General features: G+C 56.5%; 18 protein-coding genes. 15 read left to right on the top strand and 3 right to left on the bottom strand.

The annotated features are described in order from the left end of the window. The first annotated feature begins 20 nt into the window (after window positions 1-20). Together lpcA and AC2AXP_RS00320 are read left to right on the top strand one after the other, a co-directional pair. Complete coding sequence (lpcA, locus tag AC2AXP_RS00315) at window positions 21-602, top strand: D-sedoheptulose 7-phosphate isomerase (protein ID WP_004954955.1); 582 nt, start codon at window positions 21-23, stop codon at window positions 600-602. A 99-nt stretch (window positions 603-701) separates the two neighbouring features. Further along, entirely contained in the window at window positions 702-1,472 is a 771-nt protein-coding gene (locus AC2AXP_RS00320; RefSeq protein ID WP_004954953.1) for a class II glutamine amidotransferase, read from the top strand. On the opposite strand, the gene dpaA is transcribed toward AC2AXP_RS00320, so the two are convergent. After that, on the bottom strand, window positions 1,440-2,216 hold the full coding sequence (gene dpaA / locus AC2AXP_RS00325) for a peptidoglycan meso-diaminopimelic acid protein amidase (protein WP_004954951.1): 777 nt from the start codon (window positions 2,214-2,216) through the stop codon (window positions 1,440-1,442). The two genes, AC2AXP_RS00320 and dpaA, sit on opposite strands and share 33 nt — an antisense overlap. 559 nt (window positions 2,217-2,775) lie before the next feature. Between dpaA and AC2AXP_RS00330 the strand changes: the two genes are divergently transcribed. The 8 genes from AC2AXP_RS00330 to nqrM are packed head-to-tail and all read left to right on the top strand — an operon-like array spanning window position 2,776 to window position 9,897. Continuing rightward, complete coding sequence (locus AC2AXP_RS00330; RefSeq protein WP_004954949.1) at window positions 2,776-4,125, top strand: Na(+)-translocating NADH-quinone reductase subunit A; 1,350 nt, start codon at window positions 2,776-2,778, stop codon at window positions 4,123-4,125. A 3-nt stretch (window positions 4,126-4,128) separates the two neighbouring features. Next, window positions 4,129-5,370 (top strand): NADH:ubiquinone reductase (Na(+)-transporting) subunit B, encoded by a 1,242-nt coding sequence (locus AC2AXP_RS00335; RefSeq protein ID WP_004954947.1) that lies wholly within the window; start codon window positions 4,129-4,131, stop codon window positions 5,368-5,370. Further along, window positions 5,360-6,154 (top strand): Na(+)-translocating NADH-quinone reductase subunit C, encoded by a 795-nt coding sequence (locus AC2AXP_RS00340; protein WP_004954945.1) that lies wholly within the window; start codon window positions 5,360-5,362, stop codon window positions 6,152-6,154. Before AC2AXP_RS00335 ends, AC2AXP_RS00340 begins: the two co-directional genes overlap by 11 nt. After that, the gene (locus tag AC2AXP_RS00345) at window positions 6,147-6,776 is read left to right on the top strand and encodes an NADH:ubiquinone reductase (Na(+)-transporting) subunit D (protein ID WP_004954944.1); all 630 of its coding nucleotides are present in this window, start codon (window positions 6,147-6,149) and stop codon (window positions 6,774-6,776) included. Before AC2AXP_RS00340 ends, AC2AXP_RS00345 begins: the two co-directional genes overlap by 8 nt. A 6-nt stretch (window positions 6,777-6,782) precedes the next feature. Then, complete coding sequence (gene nqrE, locus AC2AXP_RS00350) at window positions 6,783-7,379, top strand: NADH:ubiquinone reductase (Na(+)-transporting) subunit E (protein ID WP_004954940.1); 597 nt, start codon at window positions 6,783-6,785, stop codon at window positions 7,377-7,379. A gap of 27 nt (window positions 7,380-7,406) precedes the next feature. After that, a complete protein-coding gene (gene nqrF / locus AC2AXP_RS00355; protein ID WP_004954937.1) occupies window positions 7,407-8,630 on the top strand; it encodes an NADH:ubiquinone reductase (Na(+)-transporting) subunit F in 1,224 nt (407 codons plus the stop codon). After that, entirely contained in the window at window positions 8,631-9,662 is a 1,032-nt protein-coding gene (locus AC2AXP_RS00360) for an FAD:protein FMN transferase (RefSeq protein ID WP_430299449.1), read from the top strand. A gap of 7 nt (window positions 9,663-9,669) precedes the next feature. After that, window positions 9,670-9,897 carry a (Na+)-NQR maturation NqrM gene (gene nqrM / locus AC2AXP_RS00365; protein WP_004954934.1) on the top strand — a complete coding sequence of 76 codons (228 nt, stop codon included), beginning with the start codon at window positions 9,670-9,672 and terminating at the stop codon, window positions 9,895-9,897. Window positions 9,898-9,932: 35 nt separating this feature from the next. On the opposite strand, the gene AC2AXP_RS00370 is transcribed toward nqrM, so the two are convergent. Continuing rightward, a complete protein-coding gene (locus AC2AXP_RS00370) occupies window positions 9,933-10,829 on the bottom strand; it encodes a glycerophosphodiester phosphodiesterase family protein (RefSeq protein WP_430299450.1) in 897 nt (298 codons plus the stop codon). Between the two features lie 194 nt (window positions 10,830-11,023). Between AC2AXP_RS00370 and dinB the strand changes: the two genes are divergently transcribed. Then, window positions 11,024-12,088 (top strand): DNA polymerase IV, encoded by a 1,065-nt coding sequence (gene dinB, locus AC2AXP_RS00375; protein ID WP_004954926.1) that lies wholly within the window; start codon window positions 11,024-11,026, stop codon window positions 12,086-12,088. Window positions 12,089-12,171: 83 nt separating this feature from the next. Here dinB and pepD read toward each other — a convergent pair whose 3' ends face one another. Beyond that, window positions 12,172-13,632, bottom strand: a complete 1,461-nt coding sequence (gene pepD / locus AC2AXP_RS00380; RefSeq protein WP_088499876.1) for a beta-Ala-His dipeptidase — start codon at window positions 13,630-13,632, stop codon at window positions 12,172-12,174. 336 nt (window positions 13,633-13,968) lie between these two features. On the opposite strand from pepD, the gene gpt reads away from it, so the two are divergent. The 4 genes from gpt to proB all read left to right on the top strand — a co-directional run bounded on the left by gpt (window position 13,969) and on the right by proB (window position 17,601). Next, window positions 13,969-14,427 carry a xanthine phosphoribosyltransferase gene (gpt, locus tag AC2AXP_RS00385; protein ID WP_004954923.1) on the top strand — a complete coding sequence of 153 codons (459 nt, stop codon included), beginning with the start codon at window positions 13,969-13,971 and terminating at the stop codon, window positions 14,425-14,427. Window positions 14,428-14,677: 250 nt separating this feature from the next. Then, window positions 14,678-15,925, top strand: a complete 1,248-nt coding sequence (gene frsA / locus AC2AXP_RS00390) for an esterase FrsA (protein WP_004954919.1) — start codon at window positions 14,678-14,680, stop codon at window positions 15,923-15,925. A gap of 60 nt (window positions 15,926-15,985) precedes the next feature. Further along, complete coding sequence (crl, locus tag AC2AXP_RS00395; protein ID WP_039991088.1) at window positions 15,986-16,387, top strand: sigma factor-binding protein Crl; 402 nt, start codon at window positions 15,986-15,988, stop codon at window positions 16,385-16,387. Between the two features lie 110 nt (window positions 16,388-16,497). Continuing rightward, a complete protein-coding gene (gene proB, locus AC2AXP_RS00400; RefSeq protein WP_198773402.1) occupies window positions 16,498-17,601 on the top strand; it encodes a glutamate 5-kinase in 1,104 nt (367 codons plus the stop codon). Window positions 17,602-17,606: the final 5 nt, after the last annotated feature.

A 17,606-nucleotide genomic window follows, 5' to 3' on the forward strand; every position in this document is an offset into this window, starting at 1 on the left:
CGATAAAAAGAGGCTCCCTCATGTACCACGATCTGATTCGTAATGAACTGAACGAAGCGGCGGATACGCTGGCTAAATTTATCAATGACGATGCCAATATCGATGCGATTCAACGCGCTGCGGTATTACTGGCTGATGCTTTCAAAGCGGGCGGTAAAGTGATTTCCTGCGGCAACGGCGGTTCCCACTGTGACGCGATGCACTTCGCCGAAGAGCTGACCGGCCGCTATCGCGAAAACCGCCCCGGCTACCCGGCGATTGCCATTTCCGACGTCAGCCATCTGTCTTGCGTCAGCAACGATTTTGGCTATGACTTTGTGTTTTCCCGTTACGTGGAAGCGGTCGGGCGTGAAGGCGACGTGCTGTTGGGCATTTCGACTTCCGGTAACTCCGGCAATATCATCAAGGCGATTGAGGCGGCGCGCGCCAAAGGCATGAAGGTGATTACGCTGACCGGCAAAGATGGCGGTAAAATGGCCGGTTCCGCCGATGTGGAAATCCGCGTGCCGCATTTTGGTTACGCTGACCGCATTCAGGAAATTCATATCAAGGCGATTCACATCTTGATTCAGCTGATCGAAAAAGAGATGGTTAAGGCGTAATACCGGCCGGGGGGCGCAAGGCCCCCGTGTCGATGATGTCGGGCGCGCTACGTCGGCCCGCATGTTTCAGTGACCCGTGTGGTTGAGGAGTGGCTTTCGATGTGTGAACTGCTCGGGATGAGCGCTAACGTACCTACCGATATTTGCTTCAGTTTTACCGGGCTGGTTCAGCGCGGTGGCCGCACCGGGCCACATAAGGATGGTTGGGGCATTACCTTTTATGAAGGCAACGGCTGTCGCACATTCAAGGATCCGCAGCCCAGCTTCAACTCGCCGATTGCGCGCCTGGTGCAGGAGTACCCGATCAAATCCTGCGCGGTGGTGTCGCACATTCGTCAGGCTAATCGCGGTGAAGTGGCGTTGGAAAATACCCATCCGTTTACCCGCGAACTGTGGGGGCGCAACTGGACCTACGCGCACAATGGGCAACTGAAAGGTTATCGTCGTCTGGAAACCGGCAACTTCCGTCCGGTAGGGCAGACCGACAGTGAATACGCCTTCTGCTGGCTGTTGCATCAGCTGTCGCTGAAATATCCGCGCACGCCGAGCAGTTGGCCGGCGGTGTTTCGCTATATCGCCTTGCTGGCCGATCAGCTGCGGCGGAAGGGGGTATTCAATATGTTGTTGTCGGACGGCAAGTACGTGATGGCATTTTGCTCGACCAATCTGTACTGGATCACCCGTCGCGCACCGTTTGGCAAGGCAACGCTGCTCGATCAGGACGTGGAGATTGATTTTCAGCGGCAGACCACGCCGAACGACGTGGTGACGGTGATTGCCACCCAACCGCTGACCGGCAACGAAACCTGGCACAAGATTGCGCCAGGCGAGTATGCGTTATTTCACTACGGTGAGCGGCTGGGAGGCTGAGAACGGATTGGTTTTTACCGCTGCCGGCTCGGTGGTCGAGGCAAACAGCGTGGTAGCCTGCCCGCTGGCCATCAGCGGTTTACCCAGCACGTACTGGCCGTTGGCGACGCCCATCATCGGCGGCTGGTGGTTTTTGACAAAATAGTCATAACCTGGTTTCAACTGGCGCCAGAAGCTGGCGTAGGTCGACGAACGGTGACGCTGCAGGTTTTGCTCGGTCATGCGGAACGGATAGATGCTGATGTTCACCCGGCTCTGACCGTAGGCAAACGCCGCTTCGACGTAACGATAAATCTCATCCATATAATCGTTGGTCATTGCGTAGCAACCAATCGATTTGCATTCGCCATGGATCATTAAATAGGCACCGGAATAGCCTTGCGACCGATCGTAATCGTTCGGGAAACCAATATTGATGGCGCGATAATATTTGCTGTCCGGCTTCAGATGGCGAGCGTCAACGCTATAAAAGCCTTCGGGGCTTTTAAAGTCGCCTTCTCGACGTTTGGGGCCGAGGCCGCCGGAGTAGTTACAGATCGGGAAGGTGTTCACCAGCCGGAATTCATTACCCATCTTGGCGTACAGCTCCAGCTTACGTTCTTCTTTGAATATCTGTATATAGACTGGCGAACCCAACAATTGCTGTTTTACCACCGGCGTTTCCGGCACCTGCTCGCTCGCGCTGCAGGCCGTGATCATCGGCATAGAAAAAAGCATCGCAAACAACAGCGCGATTCTGCTCATTAATTATTCCTGCTTATTATTTATCTGCCGACGAAATCAAGTTCGCCCGCATGCCACTGACGTGTTTTGTTGCATTAATGCCTCGCCAGATTACCAGCGTGTTTATTTTTATCAATACGGTAGATGTATAAAAAAACTACAAAGCTCGATAAAAGTGAATTAAGCCCCAGTTTTTTACGATTAATGAGGGGATTACAGCGAAATTTAATTGTGTTTGCTTGACTCAGGTCACTGCTGAATGAAGAAAAATGTTGCGAAAAATGTTAACATCCCTGGCTGCCGCACCCGGTATTGCTATGGCCAGGGCTGCGGTTTTGGCGCGCGAATGGTGCGCAAGCAATGGACGTTAATGTGCAGCAATACGTTGGTCGTAGCGCGGTATGGCGAACACAAGAGTTAACACATGAAAATAAACGTTATCTCACCCGAGAATTCACGTTGGGCGCAATGCCGTTGAACCCAACCCGGAGGCGATATTTAGCGTCTCATAATCCTGGCATTGTCGGTACTGGCCCTGGCCACGACGGCATGTGTAACCATAAAACATCGTATAAATCCTATGATTAAAATCAGACAAGGGTTAGATCTGCCGATAGCCGGCTTGCCGGCTCAGGCGATTCAGGACGGCCCGCAACTCAAGCATGTGGCACTGCTGGGGGAAGAGTATGTTGGCATGCGCCCCTCCATGCTGGTGCAGGAAGGCGACAGCGTCAAGAAAGGCCAGGCGCTGTTTGAAGACAAAAAGAACCCCGGCGTCATGTTCACCGCGCCAGCCAGTGGCAAGGTGGTGGCGATCAATCGCGGCGAGCGTCGCGTGTTGCAGTCGGTGGTGATTGAAATCGCCAACGGCGGCGACGAGCAGGTCGAGTTTGCCAGCTATCAGCCGGCCGATTTGCCGCTGCTGGACCGCGCTGCGGTGGAAGGCGAACTGATCGCCAGCGGTCTGTGGACCGCGCTGCGCACCCGGCCATTCAGCAAAACCCCGCCTCCAGGCAGCTCACCGCGGGCGATCTTTGTTTCCGCCATGGACACCCAGCCGCTGGCGGCCGATCCGCAGGTGATCATCGCCGAACAGCTGGCGGCCTTTAACGCGGGTCTGACGGTGTTGAGCCGCCTGACCGACGGCAAAGTCCACGTCAGCCAGGCCACAGGCGGAACGCTGAGCGGCAACGGCAACCCGCAAATCAACTATAACGAATTCGCCGGTCCGCATCCTGCCGGACTGGTAGGGACGCATATCCACTTCCTGGAGCCGGTCAGCCTGAAGAAAACCGTCTGGCATATCGGTTACCAGGACGTGATTGCCATTGGCACCCTGTTTACTACCGGCCGCCTCGACACCCAGCGCGTTGTCGCGCTGGCCGGGCCGCAGGTTGAACAGCCAATGCTGCTGCGTACCCGTCTGGGCGCCAGCCTTGACCAACTGACGGCTGACCGGCTGAAAGCCGGCGAAAACCGCGTCATTTCCGGTTCGGTGCTGAGTGGCGTGCATGCCGTTGGGCCACGTGCCTATCTCGGTCGCTTTCACACCCAGGTTTCGGTACTGCTGGAAGGGCGCGAGAAAGAGCTGCTCGGTTGGGTACTGCCATCGCCGAACAAATTCACTATTACTCGCACCACCCTGGGCCACTTCCTGAAGAGCAAGCTGTTTGCCTTTTCGACCACCACCAACGGTGGCGAGCGCTCGATGGTGCCGATTGGCAACTACGAACGGGTAATGCCGCTGGACATTTTGCCGACGCTGCTGCTGCGTGACCTGCTGGCGGGCGACACCGACAGCGCGCAGGCGCTGGGCTGTCTGGAGCTGGATGAAGAAGATCTGGCGTTGTGCACCTTCGTTTGCCCCGGCAAGTATGAATACGGTCCGGTGCTGCGCGACGTGCTGACCAAGATTGAGCTGGAAGGATAATCCATGGGCCTGAAGAACTTTTTTGACAAGATCGAGCATCACTTCACGCCGGGCGGCAAGCTGGAAAAGTGGTATCCGCTGTTTGAAGCCACCACCACGGTGTTCTACACGCCGGGCACGGTGACGCATGGCGCGTCGCACGTACGCGATGCCATCGATTTGAAACGCATGATGATCCTGGTATGGATGGCGGTATTCCCGGCGATGTTCTGGGGGATGTACAACGTCGGCCAGCAGGCGATACCGGCGCTGCACCATTTGTACAGCGGTGACCAACTGCAACAGGTATTGACCGGCGACTGGCATTATCAGCTGGCGCAATGGCTGGGGGCATCGCTGACGCCGGATGCCGGCTGGGTCAGCAAGATGGTGCTGGGGGCGACCTACTTTGTGCCAATCTACGCCGTGGTGTTTATCGTCGGCGGCTTCTGGGAAGTGCTGTTTGCCATTATCCGCAAGCATGAGGTCAACGAAGGTTTCTTTGTCACCTCGATACTGTTTGCGTTGATTGTGCCACCCACTCTGCCACTGTGGCAGGCGGCGCTGGGCATTACCTTTGGTGTGGTGATCGCCAAGGAAATCTTCGGCGGTACCGGGCGCAACTTCCTCAACCCGGCGCTGGCCGGTCGCGCCTTCCTGTTCTTTGCCTACCCGGCGCAGATTTCCGGCGATCTGGTGTGGACCTCGGCAGACGGTTTCTCGGGCGCAACGCCACTGGCTCAGTGGAGCGCGGGTGGGGCGCACAGCCTGACCAACGTCGCTACCGGCCAATCCATTAGTTGGATGGATGCGTTTCTTGGCAACATTCCCGGTTCGATCGGGGAAGTGTCGACGCTGATGATTCTGATCGGCGGTGCCATCATCCTGTTCGGTCGCGTGGCCTCATGGCGCATCGTTGCCGGCGTGATGGTCGGCATGATTGCTTCGGCCTATCTGTTCAACGCTATCGGTTCGACCACCAACCCGATGTTCGCCATGCCATGGTATTGGCATCTGGTGTTGGGCGGTTTTGCCTTCGGTATGATTTTCATGGCTACCGATCCGGTTTCCGCTGCCTTTACCAACAAGGGAAAATGGTGGTACGGCATCCTGATTGGCGTGATGTGCGTGTTGATCCGCGTGGTCAACCCGGCCTATCCGGAAGGCATGATGCTGGCGATTCTGTTCGCCAACCTGTTCGCACCGCTGTTCGATTATCTGGTGGTGCAGGCTAACATCAAGCGGAGAAAAGCCCGTGGCGAATGAAGCAAAAAATGACAGCATCGGTAAAACGCTGCTGGTAGTGCTGTTGCTGTGTCTGGTGTGTTCAGTGGTGGTGGCGGGAGCCGCCGTCGGTCTGAAGTCCAAACAGCAGGAACAAAAGCTGCTGGACAAGCAGCGTAACATCCTTGACGTGGCGGGCCTGTTGACGCCTGGCATGCCGCAAGAGCAGGTGAAGCAGACCTTTGGCAAACGTATTGAACCACGCCTGCTGGATCTGAACAGCGGCGAGTTCGTGGCGGGCAACGCCACGGCGTTCGATCTGCCTGCCGCGCTGCGTGACGACAGCAAGAGCGTCGCCCTGCCGGCCAGTCAAGACTATGCCGGTATCAAGCGCCGCAGCAACCACGCCGAAATCTACCTGGTGCGTGATGATGCTGGCGCGGTCAACAAGATCGTGCTGCCGGTATACGGCACCGGTCTATGGTCGATGATGTACGCGTTTGTGGCGCTGGACAGCGACGGTAATACGGTGAAGGGCATCACTTACTACGACCAGGGGGAAACGCCGGGTCTGGGTGGTGAAGTGGAAAATCCGAGTTGGCGCCAGCAATGGATCGGCAAGAAGCTGTTTGACGATAACGGCGAGCCGGCTATCCGCGTGGTGAAAGGCGGAGCGCGTGCCGGCGATGTGCACGGCGTGGACGGGTTATCCGGCGCGACGCTGACCTCCAACGGCGTGCAGCACACTTTTGATTTCTGGCTGGGCGAACAGGGGTTCGGCCCGTTCCTGAAAAAAGTTCGTGAAGGAGCGCTGAAAAATGGCTGATTCCAAAGAGATTAAACGGGTTCTGCTGGGGCCGTTATTTGATAACAACCCGATTGCCCTGCAGGTGTTGGGCGTGTGTTCCGCGCTGGCGGTAACCACCAAATTGGAAACGGCGGTGGTGATGACCATTGCCGTGACGCTGGTGACGGCGTTTTCCAGCTTCTTCATTTCCCTGATCCGCCACCACATTCCGAACAGCGTGCGCATTATCGTACAGATGGCGATTATCGCGTCGCTGGTTATCGTGGTCGATCAGGTGCTGCGTGCCTATGCGTTTGAAATTTCCAAACAGCTGTCGGTGTTTGTTGGTCTGATCATCACCAACTGCATCGTGATGGGGCGCGCTGAAGCCTATGCCATGAAATCGCCGCCGATCGAAAGCTTTATGGACGGTATCGGCAACGGGTTGGGCTATGGCGTGATCCTGATTCTGGTCGGCTTCCTGCGTGAACTGATCGGCTCCGGCAAACTGTTCGGCATGCCGGTGTTGGAAACCCTGCAAAACGGCGGCTGGTACCAGCCAAACGGCCTGTTTTTGCTGGCGCCAAGCGCGTTCTTTATCATCGGCCTGCTGATTTGGGTGCTGCGCACCTTGAAACCGGCACAGATCGAAAAGGAGTAATCGCCGATGGAACATTATATCAGCCTGTTTGTCCGCGCCGTTTTCGTTGAAAACATGGCGTTGGCGTTCTTCCTCGGGATGTGTACTTTCCTGGCGGTGTCCAAGAAAGTCTCCACTGCCTTTGGCCTCGGCATTGCCGTTACCATCGTGCTCGGCATCGCGGTGCCGGTGAACAACCTGGTTTACAACCTGATCCTGCGTGACGGCGCGTTGGTGGAAGGCATCGATCTGAGCTTCCTCAACTTCATTACCTTTATTGGCGTGATTGCCGCGCTGGTGCAGATTCTGGAGATGATCCTCGATCGCTTCTTCCCGTCGCTGTATAACGCGCTCGGCATCTTCCTGCCGTTGATTACCGTGAACTGCGCCATCTTCGGCGGCGTTTCCTTCATGGTACAGCGCGACTACAACTTTGCTGAATCGGTGGTGTATGGCTTCGGCTCAGGCACCGGCTGGATGCTGGCGATTGTTGCGATGGCGGGGATCCGCGAAAAACTGAAGTATGCCAATGTGCCGTCGGGTTTGCGCGGTCTGGGCATTACCTTTATTACCACCGGGCTGATGGCGTTGGGCTTTATGTCTTTCTCCGGGGTTCAGTTATAAGAACCCAGATATAAAGGCGGGAAATTTATGGAAATTATTTTAGGCGTAGCGATGTTCACCTGCATCGTGATGGTGCTGGCGCTACTGATTCTGTTCGCCAAATCCAAACTGGTGAACACCGGCGACGTTGCCGTGGAAGTGAACGGCGATCAAGAGAAAAGCTTCCACGCTCCGGCGGGGGACAAACTGCTGAACATGCTGTCGGGCCAGGGCATTTTCGTGTCCTCGGCCTGTGGCGGCGGCGGTTCGTGCGGCCAGTGCCGCGTGGTGATCAAAGAGGGCGGCGGCGATATCCTGCCCACCGAACTTTCTCACATCACCAAACGCGAGGCGAAAGAGGGGTGCCGCCTGGCGTGCCAGGTCAATGTGAAGCAGAACCTGAAGATTGAGCTGCCAGAAGAAATCTTCGGCGTGAAAAAATGGGACTGCGAAGTTATCTCCAATGATAACAAGGCCACCTTTATCAAAGAGCTGAAGCTGAAAATTCCTGACGGCGAAGACGTCCCGTTCCGCGCCGGCGGGTTTATCCAGATCGAAGCCCCGGCGCACGACATCAGTTATGCCGATTTCGACGTGCCGCAGGAGTACCGCGGCGATTGGGACCGCTTCAACCTGTTCCGCTACCGCTCGGTGGTTGATGACACCACGGTACGTGCCTATTCAATGGCCAACTACCCGGACGAGAAAGGCATCATCATGCTGAACGTGCGTATCGCTACGCCGCCGCCGAACAATCCGGACGTACCGCCAGGCATTATGTCCTCGTATATCTGGTCGTTGAAACCGGGCGACAAGGTGACGATTTCCGGGCCGTTTGGCGAGTTCTTTGCCAAGGATACCGATGCCGAAATGATCTTTATCGGCGGCGGTGCCGGTATGGCGCCGATGCGTTCGCATATCTTTGACCAGTTGAAGCGCCTGAAGTCAAAACGCAAAATCACCTTCTGGTATGGCGCGCGCTCGCTGCGTGAAATGTTCTATGAAGATGACTTCAACCATCTGCAGGATGAGAACGAGAACTTCACCTGGCACGTGGCATTGTCCGATCCGCAACCCGAAGATAACTGGACCGGCTATACCGGCTTTATCCACAATGTACTGCTGGAAAACTACCTGAAAAACCATCCGGCGCCGGAAGATTGCGAGTTCTACATGTGTGGGCCGCCGATGATGAACGCCGCGGTGATCAAGATGCTGAAAGATCTGGGCGTGGAAGACGAAAACATCATGCTCGACGACTTTGGTGGCTAAATGCGCGCGCTAGCACTGAAAGGCTGGATGACGATGGTGGCGCTTGGCGCCACCCTGTTGCTGACCGGTTGCGGACCGGAACAGGTCAATCTCGATGGCAAAACCATGGGGACGTACTATTCGATCCGTTATCTCACCGGTGACAACACGCCTTCCGCCGAGACGTTGCAAAAGGAAATCGATCGGCGTCTGGAGCAGGTGAATGACCAGATGTCGACCTACCGGCCCGACTCGGAGCTGAGCCGCTTTAACGCCAGCCGCGAGGTCGATACGCCGTTCCCGGTATCGGCCGCGACGGCGAAGGTGGTGGCCGAAGCGCTGAGGATTAACCGCGTTACCGACGGTGCGTTGGACGTGACCGTTGGGCCGCTGGTCAATCTCTGGGGCTTTGGGCCGGAAGGGCGGCCGGACAAGGTGCCGAGCGATGCCGAACTGGCGCAGCGCCGTGCCTGGACCGGTATCGATAAACTGGCGGTGCAGGGCAACGCGCTGGTGAAGCATATCCCCGAGCTGTACGTTGATCTGTCGTCTATCGCCAAGGGTTATGGCGTGGACGTGGTGGCGGAATACTTGCAATCACAGCAGATTAACAACTATATGGTAGATATCGGCGGCGAAGTACGTACCCGTGGCCATAACGGCAAGGAGCTGCCATGGCGCATTGCCATCGAGCGGCCGAACGCCGGAGTGGAGCAACGCGCGCAACTGGTGATCCAACCGGGGAATATGGCGATCGCCACCTCGGGGGATTATCGTAACTATTTCGAACAGAACGGCGTACGTTATTCACATACCATCGATCCGACTACCGGCAGGCCGATCGCGCACCATCTGGTGTCGATCACGGTCATTGGGCCTAACTGCATGACCGCCGACGGCCTGTCTACCGGGCTGGATGTTATGGGGCCGGATCGTGCCCTGGCTCTGGCGAATCTGCTGGGCATTCCGGTGTTTATGATAGTGAAGAACGGTGACGTTTTTGAAGAGCGCTATTCCAATGCGTTTAAACCTTATCTAAAGAAAAATCAGTGAGGCCGCCATGCTGACGGTATTTGTCGCAAGCTTTATTTTGTTTTTGCTGATTATCGGCGGCATGTCGCTCGGTTACGTGTTCAAACGCAAGAGCCTGCAAGGCAGTTGCGGCGGTATTACCGCGTTGGGCATGGACAAAGTGTGCGATTGCCCGGAGCCGTGCGATGCGCGTAAAAAACGCCTGGCGAAAGAAGCGCTGCGCCGCGAGCAACTGGAAAAACACCGCATCCTGTAAACCGTGCGCTGCACGCAGCGCACGACAACCGCGCTTTATTTCGCCTTGCGAAAACGCAGGGCATCCTTTGGCGAATTGACCATCACGCCATCAACGCCCAATGCCAGCGCCTGCTGATAATCCTGCGCGGAATTGATGCCAAACAGAATGATGTGCGCCGGCCCTTTGGAGCGGAAGCAATCGATCGATTCCTTGTCCCAGGTCAGCAGCGCTTTGGAGCGGCCCTCGCCCAGAGTGTACTTTTCTACCACTTCGACTTCACGCTTCAATTCCAGCCCATACCAACGGGGCTGATTGCCGTCCGGTTTTATGTCGCACTGATGCGCCATGGTGATGTTGGCCAATAATGTGCGGGTTTCATCGCGGGTTTCAAAACGTTTAATCGCCGCTGGCAGGGCCGCCAGGTAACGGGCATCGGTAGAATAGACCCGCGTACGGTCAAGCGCCTCGGCCTTTTCCAGCGTTGCCAGCAGTGCTTTGGCAAATTGCGCCGGATCGGCATCGGGAGATTTGATGTCCAGGTAGAAGGTCACTTTCGGGAATTCCTGTAGCACCGTGTCCAGTCGCGGGATGCCGATCCCCTGGCCACGGAACGGGTGGTGACCGTCTTTGCCAAACGACCAGCCGGCATCGATCTTGGCCAGTTCATCTGCGCTATAGGCGGAAACCGCGCCGGTTTTATCCGTGAGCGAACTCAGGTCGGAAGGGCGGTACAGCACGATCGCGCCGTCTTTGGATTGTTGCAGCGTGATCCACACCGCGTCGACGCCGTTTTTCAGCGCGCTGCGAATGGCGACCAGGGTATTTTCCGGCGCATCGGCGGTGCCGCCGCGATGGGCAACGATGGCTGGCGCATGACCACTGGCTGCGCTGGCGAGGGTGGAGATCAGGGATAATGCCGAAACCAATACATAACGGGAAAAAGTAGTCATTGAGCACCTTCTTGTGCGTAGGGTAAGCGTCATTTATGAGGCGTAACGATTATTTCCTGAAATGATACGCTTGAAAAATTAAGCTTTTTTAACAAATAGAAAATAACGATGCTTTTTCGATAAAACATACGTTAAAACCAGTCTTGAGCTTTCCCATTGTGACTGTATACTTATCCAGTATTATTGGAGGGCGCATGCGTAAAATCATTCATGTCGATATGGACTGCTTCTTTGCCGCGGTAGAAATGCGCGACAATCCCAGTCTGCGCGATATACCGCTGGCGATCGGCGGCAGTGCCGATCGGCGCGGGGTGATCAGCACCGCCAACTACCCGGCACGCCGTTTTGGCGTGCACAGCGCCATGTCCAGCGCCATGGCCTTGAAACTCTGCCCGCATTTAACCTTGTTGCCCGGCCGCATGGCGGCTTATAAAGAAGCCTCACAGCATATTCGCGAAATTTTTGCGCGTTATACGTCATTAATCGAACCGCTGTCGCTGGATGAGGCCTACCTCGACGTGACGGATAGCCCACGCTGCAACGGCTCGGCAACCTTGATAGCCGAGCATATTCGTCAGGCCATTTTTGACGAATTACAGCTCACCGCTTCCGCCGGCATTGCGCCAATCAAATTCCTTGCCAAGATCGCGTCGGAACTGAACAAACCCAATGGCCAATACGTGATTACGCCAGCGCAGGTGCCGGCTTTTTTGCAACAGCTGCCGCTGAGCAAGATCCCCGGCGTCGGGAAAGTAACGGCTAAGCGCCTGGAGGAAGTCGGGTTACTCACCTGCGCCGACGTGCAGCGCTACGACCTTGCGGCGCTGTTAAAGCGTTTCGGCAAATTTGGCCGCGTATTATGGGAACGCTGCCAGGGGATCGACGAACGCAGCGTTTCACCGGAGCGCCTGCGTAAATCGGTTGGCGTAGAACGAACCTTGGCGGCAGATATTCATGATTGGCAAGATTGTGAGCAGCTGATTGTCGATAAGCTGTATCCAGAACTGGAAATGCGCCTACGCAAGGTGAAACCCGATTTGCATATCGCGCGTCAAGGGGTAAAGCTGAAGTTTCAGGATTTCCAGCTCACTACCCAGGAACACCTGTGGCCGGTATTAAATCAGGCAGATTTGCTGGCGGTGGCAAAGCAGGTATGGTGTGAGCGGCGCGAGGGGCGTGGCGTGCGCCTGGTGGGGCTGCATGTGACGCTGCTCGATCCGCAGCTGGAGCGGCAGCTGCTGCTGCCGTGGGATGCGTAGCGGCCGGGCGAACCCGGCGATGGTTGCCGCCAAAGCCCATGGCCGACGCCTGCTGTCTGCGTCGGCCATGGGCGTCGTTGGCATTAACCGCGTTCGGGGATCGCTTTCAGCAACTGGGTCAGCAACTGCCAGTACAGGCCGACGCTGCCGATGTGCACTTGCTCATCCGGCGAGTGCGGCCCGGTGATGGTTGGTCCGATGGAAACCATATCCATCTGCGGATAAGGCTTCTTGAACAGACCGCATTCCAGACCGGCGTGGATCACCATAATGTTCGGCGTCTTGTTGAACAGCTGCTGATACAGTTCGCGCACCAGATGCATTACCGGTGAGTCCGCATCCGGCTGCCAGCCCGGGTAACCGCCCTTTGGTGCCACGTTGGCACCTGCCAGTTGGCCCAGCGCGGTCAGCATACCGACCACATAATCCTTGCCGCTGTCGATCAGTGAACGAATCAGGCAGATGATTTCCGCTTCCTGTTCTCCGGTGGTGACTACGCCGAGGTTGAGTGAGGTTTCAACCACGCCTTTCACCGCGTCGCTCATGCGGATCACGCCGTTTGGCGTACCGTTGAGCAGCGCCAGGAAACGGTGCTGGCTGTCAGCGTTCAACGCTTGCAATGCGCTGGTGGTTGGCTCCAGCAACACGGTAATGTTCTTTTCCTTGGCGGACAGCTCGTTTTGCAGCGTTGCCAGGAACGCCTGGCTCAGCGCTTTCAGTTGGTCAACCCGATCGGCCGGTACTGCCACGCAGGCAAAGGCTTCACGTGGAATGGCGTTGCGCAGCGTGCCGCCGTTCAGTTCCAGCAGGCGCAGGTTCAGCTGCGGTGCATGATCAAACAGGAAGCGTGCCAGCAGTTTGTTGGCGTTACCCAGCCCCAGATGGATATCGGCACCGGAATGGCCGCCTTTCAACCCTTTGAGGGTCAGCTTCAGCGTTTGGTAACCGGCTGGCAGCGCTTCGCGTTGCAGGGGCAGGGTAGTGATGAAGTCAATACCACCGGCGCAACCCATATAGATTTCGCCTTCTTCCTCGGAGTCGGTGTTGATCAGGATCTCCGCCTGCAGCCAGTTGGGTTGCAGACCAAAGGCGCCGTCCATGCCGGCTTCTTCGGTCATGGTCAGCAACACTTCCAGCGGGCCGTGCTCAACGCTGTCATCTGCCAGCACCGCCAGTGCCGAGGCCATGCCGATGCCGTTGTCGGCGCCCAGCGTGGTGCCGCGAGCCTTGATCCATTCGCCGTCAATGTACGGTTGAATCGGATCTTTGGTGAAGTCGTGCTGCGTATCGTTGTTTTTCTGCGGCACCATGTCCAGGTGCGCCTGCAAGGCGACCGGCTTGCGATTTTCCATGCCTTTGGTGGCCGGCTTGCGTAGCAGAATGTTGCCAACGGCATCGCGTTCGGCGTGCAGGTTTTTTTCTTTTGCCCATGAGAGGATGTGCTGTGCCAGCTGTTCTTCATGGTAGGACGGGTGAGGAATAGAGCAGATTTTGGCAAAAATATCCCACAGCGGCTGTGGTGAAAGTTGAGACAGTTCAGACACGTTAAGTCTCCTGTTACGGCATACGTCAGGTGGCGGCAATGCCGTGCGGTTAGGTTAATGGGTATCTGTGCGTCTTCGGCACGATAGGCAGAGAATATCACTTTCTTTTACCGGGTGCGCGTACCGCATTGCGCTGTTTATTTGCGGTAACGCTGGTGTTTGGCCGGTGAGGCAGGCGCTTGGCAGCATCATTCACCTGCGTTTGTCCGCAAGGAAATCCGCATCAATTCCTCGGTTCAACTGGTATTCATCGCAACCAGTCTCTATAATCTCGCGCAACCTTTTTTCCCCTGATCACTGAGTAAGCCACTTCAATGTTGGCTGGGACACCATTCTATGAGCGAAAAATACGTTGTTACCTGGGATATGTTGCAAATGCAAGCGCGCAAACTGGCGCATCGCCTGCTGCCTGCCGATAAATGGACCGGCATCATCGCGGTAAGCCGCGGCGGCCTGGTGCCAGCGGCACTGTTGGCGCGCGAATTGGGTATTCGCCACGTCGATACCGTCTGCATTTCCAGCTATGACCATGACAACCAGCGCGAAATGAAGGTGCTCAAACGTGCCGAAGGCGACGGTGAAGGCTTTATCGTGGTAGACGATCTGGTGGATACCGGCGGCACGGCCAAAGCCATCCGCGAAATGTACCCGAAAGCCCACTTTGTCACCATCTTCGCCAAACCTGCCGGTCGCCCGCTGGTGGACGACTATGTGGTCGATATCCCGCAGGATACCTGGATCGAGCAGCCGTGGGATATGGCGGTGAGCTTCGTGCCACCGATCGGCGGCCGTTAATCCCCTCGACAAGACGCGCCGCGTTGACCCGCCTGTAGCGATTGACGGCAACGATAGCGCAGAGGCGTATTTCGCCTGTTACAACGCCCGGTTATGCCGGGCGTTGTTATATTCACTATCGGTCATCTTCTGTAAATTCCCCGCTATCGTCCGGGATATTTTGGTTTCTCGCCGCAGAGTTAGGTACACTACCTTCCGTTAAGTAGGCTTTTTGCAGCCTACGACCAGCTTTACGGAGGCTGTTGTTACCATGGCACAAGCCAACCTTTCTGAAATTCTATTCAAACCTTCATTCAAGCACCGCGAGACATCGACGCTGATCCAGCGCGCGCATCACGCCAAAGCGGCCAGCCTGCATACCCCGCTGGAGGGTGACACCGCCAACAACTGGTATCGGATGCTCAACCAACTGTTATGGACCTGGCGCGGAGTTGATGCGCTGGAGATCGTTGAAGTGCTGTCGCGCATTGCGGCGTCCGACGCCGAGCATAGCGACTCACAGCTGCTGGATACCGTGGTCGGTTACCGTAACGGCAACTGGATTTATGAATGGGTGCACCAGGGGATGCAGTGGCAGCAACGGGCCGTTGAACAGCAGGACCCGCTGTTGGGTGGCCAGTATTGGCTGAACGCCGCTAATTTTTACAGCATCGCCGGTTATCCGCACCTGAAGGGAGATGAACTGGCCGAGCAGGCGGAGGTGCTGTCCAATCGCGCCTACGAAGAAGCCGCGCTGCTGCTGCCGTATCAACTGAAGGAGCTGTCGTTCAATATTGAAGGTGGCAGCCCGATTACCGGCTTTCTGCATATGCCGGACAACGGCAAGGCGCCGTTCCCAACGGTACTGATGTGCGGCAGCCTCGACACCTTGCAAACCGATTATCACCGCCTGTTCAGCGATTATCTGGCGCCGCGCGGCATTGCCATGTTAACGATTGATATGCCGTCGATAGGTGCCTCGTCCAAGTGGAAGTTGACGCAGGATTCCAGTTTTTTGCATCAACAGGTGCTCAGGCAACTGCCTTCGGTGGCGTGGATCGATCATCAACGCGTTAGCGCCTTTGGCTTCCGGTTTGGTGCCAATGTCGCGGTGCGGTTGGCGTATCTGGAGCCGCATCGGCTGCGCGGCGTTGCCTGCCTCGGCCCGGTGGTGCACAGTATTTTGTATGAAGCGCGTAACCAGCAGCGGGTGCCGGATATGTATATGGATGTGTTGGCCAGCCGTATGGGGATGGCTGCGGCCTCCGATCAGGCGCTGAAAATGGAACTGAACCGTTATTCGCTGAAAATGCAAGGCTTGCTTGGCCGCCGCTGCCCAACGCCGATGCTGGCCGGATATTGGCAACAGGATGCGCTCAGTCCGAAGGAAGAGTCGCAGCTGATCGTCTCCTCCTCACTGGATGGCAAACTTTTGGCTATTCCGCGCAGCCCGGTGTACCGGAGTTTCCACCAGGCGCTATTGCAGATTAGCGGGTGGCTGAGCGATAAAATGCGTTAATTAGTTGCTAAATTTTAACAGTTTGTTAAAAAGAGTGGTCTACATTGAGGAGGTTGAAGCATGACATTACCGAGTGGTCACCCTAAAAGCCGACTAATGAAAAAGTTTGCCAGCTTAGGGCCGTACCTGCGTGAAGGGCAATGTGAGAACGACCGGTTTTTCTTTGATTGTCTTGCGGTCTGCGTCAACGTGAAGCCTGCGCCAGAGAAGCGTGAGTTCTGGGGCTGGTGGATGGAGCTGCGGGCAGAAGCGTCGCGTTTTACCTACGCTTATCAGTTCGGACTGTTCGACAAAGAAGGCGTATGGAAAGCCGAAAAGATTAAAGATGCTGAAGTAAATGACAAGCTGGAAACCACGCTGCGTGATTTCCATCAGCGTCTCGGCGAACTGTTGGCCACCATGAATCTGACGCTGGAACCGGCGGATGATTTCAAAGAGCACCCCATCAAACTCTCTGCTTGAGTCAATTTCTGCGGACATTTGAGTTGAATTCGCGTTGTGCCTGTTGGCATAACGCGTCTCTCCTGTTACAACGTCCTTTGCATTTCTTCTTCTTTCAACGGCGAATAATTATGAACGGCAGCCAGACATTGGTTGTGAAATTGGGCACCAGCGTGTTGACCGGCGGATCGCTGCGTCTGAATCGTGCCCACATTGTCGAGCTGGTGCGCCAGTGCGCACAGCAACATGCGGCGGGACACCGCATTGTCATCGTGACCTCCGGCGCGATTGCCGCCGGCCGTGAACATCTCGGTTACCCCGAACTGCCCGCCACCATTGCCTCCAAGCAGTTATTGGCGGCGGTAGGGCAGAGTCGCCTGATTCAACTGTGGGAACAGCTGTTTTCCATTTATGGCATTCACGTTGGGCAAATGTTGCTGACGCGTGCCGATCTGGAAGATCGCGAGCGCTTTCTCAATGCGCGCGACACCATGGGGGCGTTGCTGGATAACCGCATCGTGCCGATTATCAATGAAAACGACGCGGTTGCCACCGCTGAAATCAAGGTTGGCGACAACGATAACCTGTCGGCGCTGGCGGCTATTCTGGCCGGCGCGGATAAACTGCTGCTGCTGACCGACCAGCAAGGGCTGTATACCGCCGACCCGCGTAATAACCCCCAGGCCGAGCTGATCCGTGAAGTACACGGCATTGACGATGCGCTGCGCGCCATTGCCGGCGACAGCGTTTCCGGCCTTGGCACCGGCGGTATGGGTACCAAATTACAGGCTGCCGACGTAGCGTGCCGTGCCGGTATTGACGTGATCATCGCCGCCGGCAGCAAGCCCGGCGTGGTTAGCGACGTGATTGACGGCAAACCGGTCGGCACCCGTTTCCACGCGTTGGAAACGCCGCTGGAAAATCGCAAGCGCTGGATCTTCGGCGCGCCGCCAGCAGGTGAAATCACCGTAGACGACGGCGCGGTCGACGCCATTATGGCCCGCGGCAGCTCGCTGTTGCCCAAGGGCATTCGCGACGTGAAGGGCGACTTCTCCCGTGGCGAAGTGATCCGCATCCGCAATCTGGCTGGGCGCGATCTGGCACACGGCGTCAGCCGTTATAACAGCGATGCGATGCGCATGATTGCCGGCCACCATTCGCAGGAAATCAGCCAGATTCTCGGTTACGAATACGGCCCGGTGGCCGTACACCGCGACGACATGATCGTAAGTTAAGGAGT

Source organism: Serratia sp. Sp408, assembly GCF_057180665.1.

Coding starts and splice junctions, on each gene's coding strand:
- lpcA (WP_004954955.1), top strand. CDS start 21: ATGTACCACGATCTGATTCGTAATGAACTGAACGAAGCGGCGGATACG.
- AC2AXP_RS00320 (WP_004954953.1), top strand. CDS start 702: ATGTGTGAACTGCTCGGGATGAGCGCTAACGTACCTACCGATATTTGC.
- dpaA (WP_004954951.1), bottom strand. CDS start 2,216: ATGAGCAGAATCGCGCTGTTGTTTGCGATGCTTTTTTCTATGCCGATG.
- AC2AXP_RS00330 (WP_004954949.1), top strand. CDS start 2,776: ATGATTAAAATCAGACAAGGGTTAGATCTGCCGATAGCCGGCTTGCCG.
- AC2AXP_RS00335 (WP_004954947.1), top strand. CDS start 4,129: ATGGGCCTGAAGAACTTTTTTGACAAGATCGAGCATCACTTCACGCCG.
- AC2AXP_RS00345 (WP_004954944.1), top strand. CDS start 6,147: ATGGCTGATTCCAAAGAGATTAAACGGGTTCTGCTGGGGCCGTTATTT.
- nqrE (WP_004954940.1), top strand. CDS start 6,783: ATGGAACATTATATCAGCCTGTTTGTCCGCGCCGTTTTCGTTGAAAAC.
- nqrF (WP_004954937.1), top strand. CDS start 7,407: ATGGAAATTATTTTAGGCGTAGCGATGTTCACCTGCATCGTGATGGTG.
- AC2AXP_RS00360 (WP_430299449.1), top strand. CDS start 8,631: ATGCGCGCGCTAGCACTGAAAGGCTGGATGACGATGGTGGCGCTTGGC.
- nqrM (WP_004954934.1), top strand. CDS start 9,670: ATGCTGACGGTATTTGTCGCAAGCTTTATTTTGTTTTTGCTGATTATC.
- AC2AXP_RS00370 (WP_430299450.1), bottom strand. CDS start 10,829: ATGACTACTTTTTCCCGTTATGTATTGGTTTCGGCATTATCCCTGATC.
- dinB (WP_004954926.1), top strand. CDS start 11,024: ATGCGTAAAATCATTCATGTCGATATGGACTGCTTCTTTGCCGCGGTA.
- gpt (WP_004954923.1), top strand. CDS start 13,969: ATGAGCGAAAAATACGTTGTTACCTGGGATATGTTGCAAATGCAAGCG.
- frsA (WP_004954919.1), top strand. CDS start 14,678: ATGGCACAAGCCAACCTTTCTGAAATTCTATTCAAACCTTCATTCAAG.
- crl (WP_039991088.1), top strand. CDS start 15,986: ATGACATTACCGAGTGGTCACCCTAAAAGCCGACTAATGAAAAAGTTT.
- proB (WP_198773402.1), top strand. CDS start 16,498: ATGAACGGCAGCCAGACATTGGTTGTGAAATTGGGCACCAGCGTGTTG.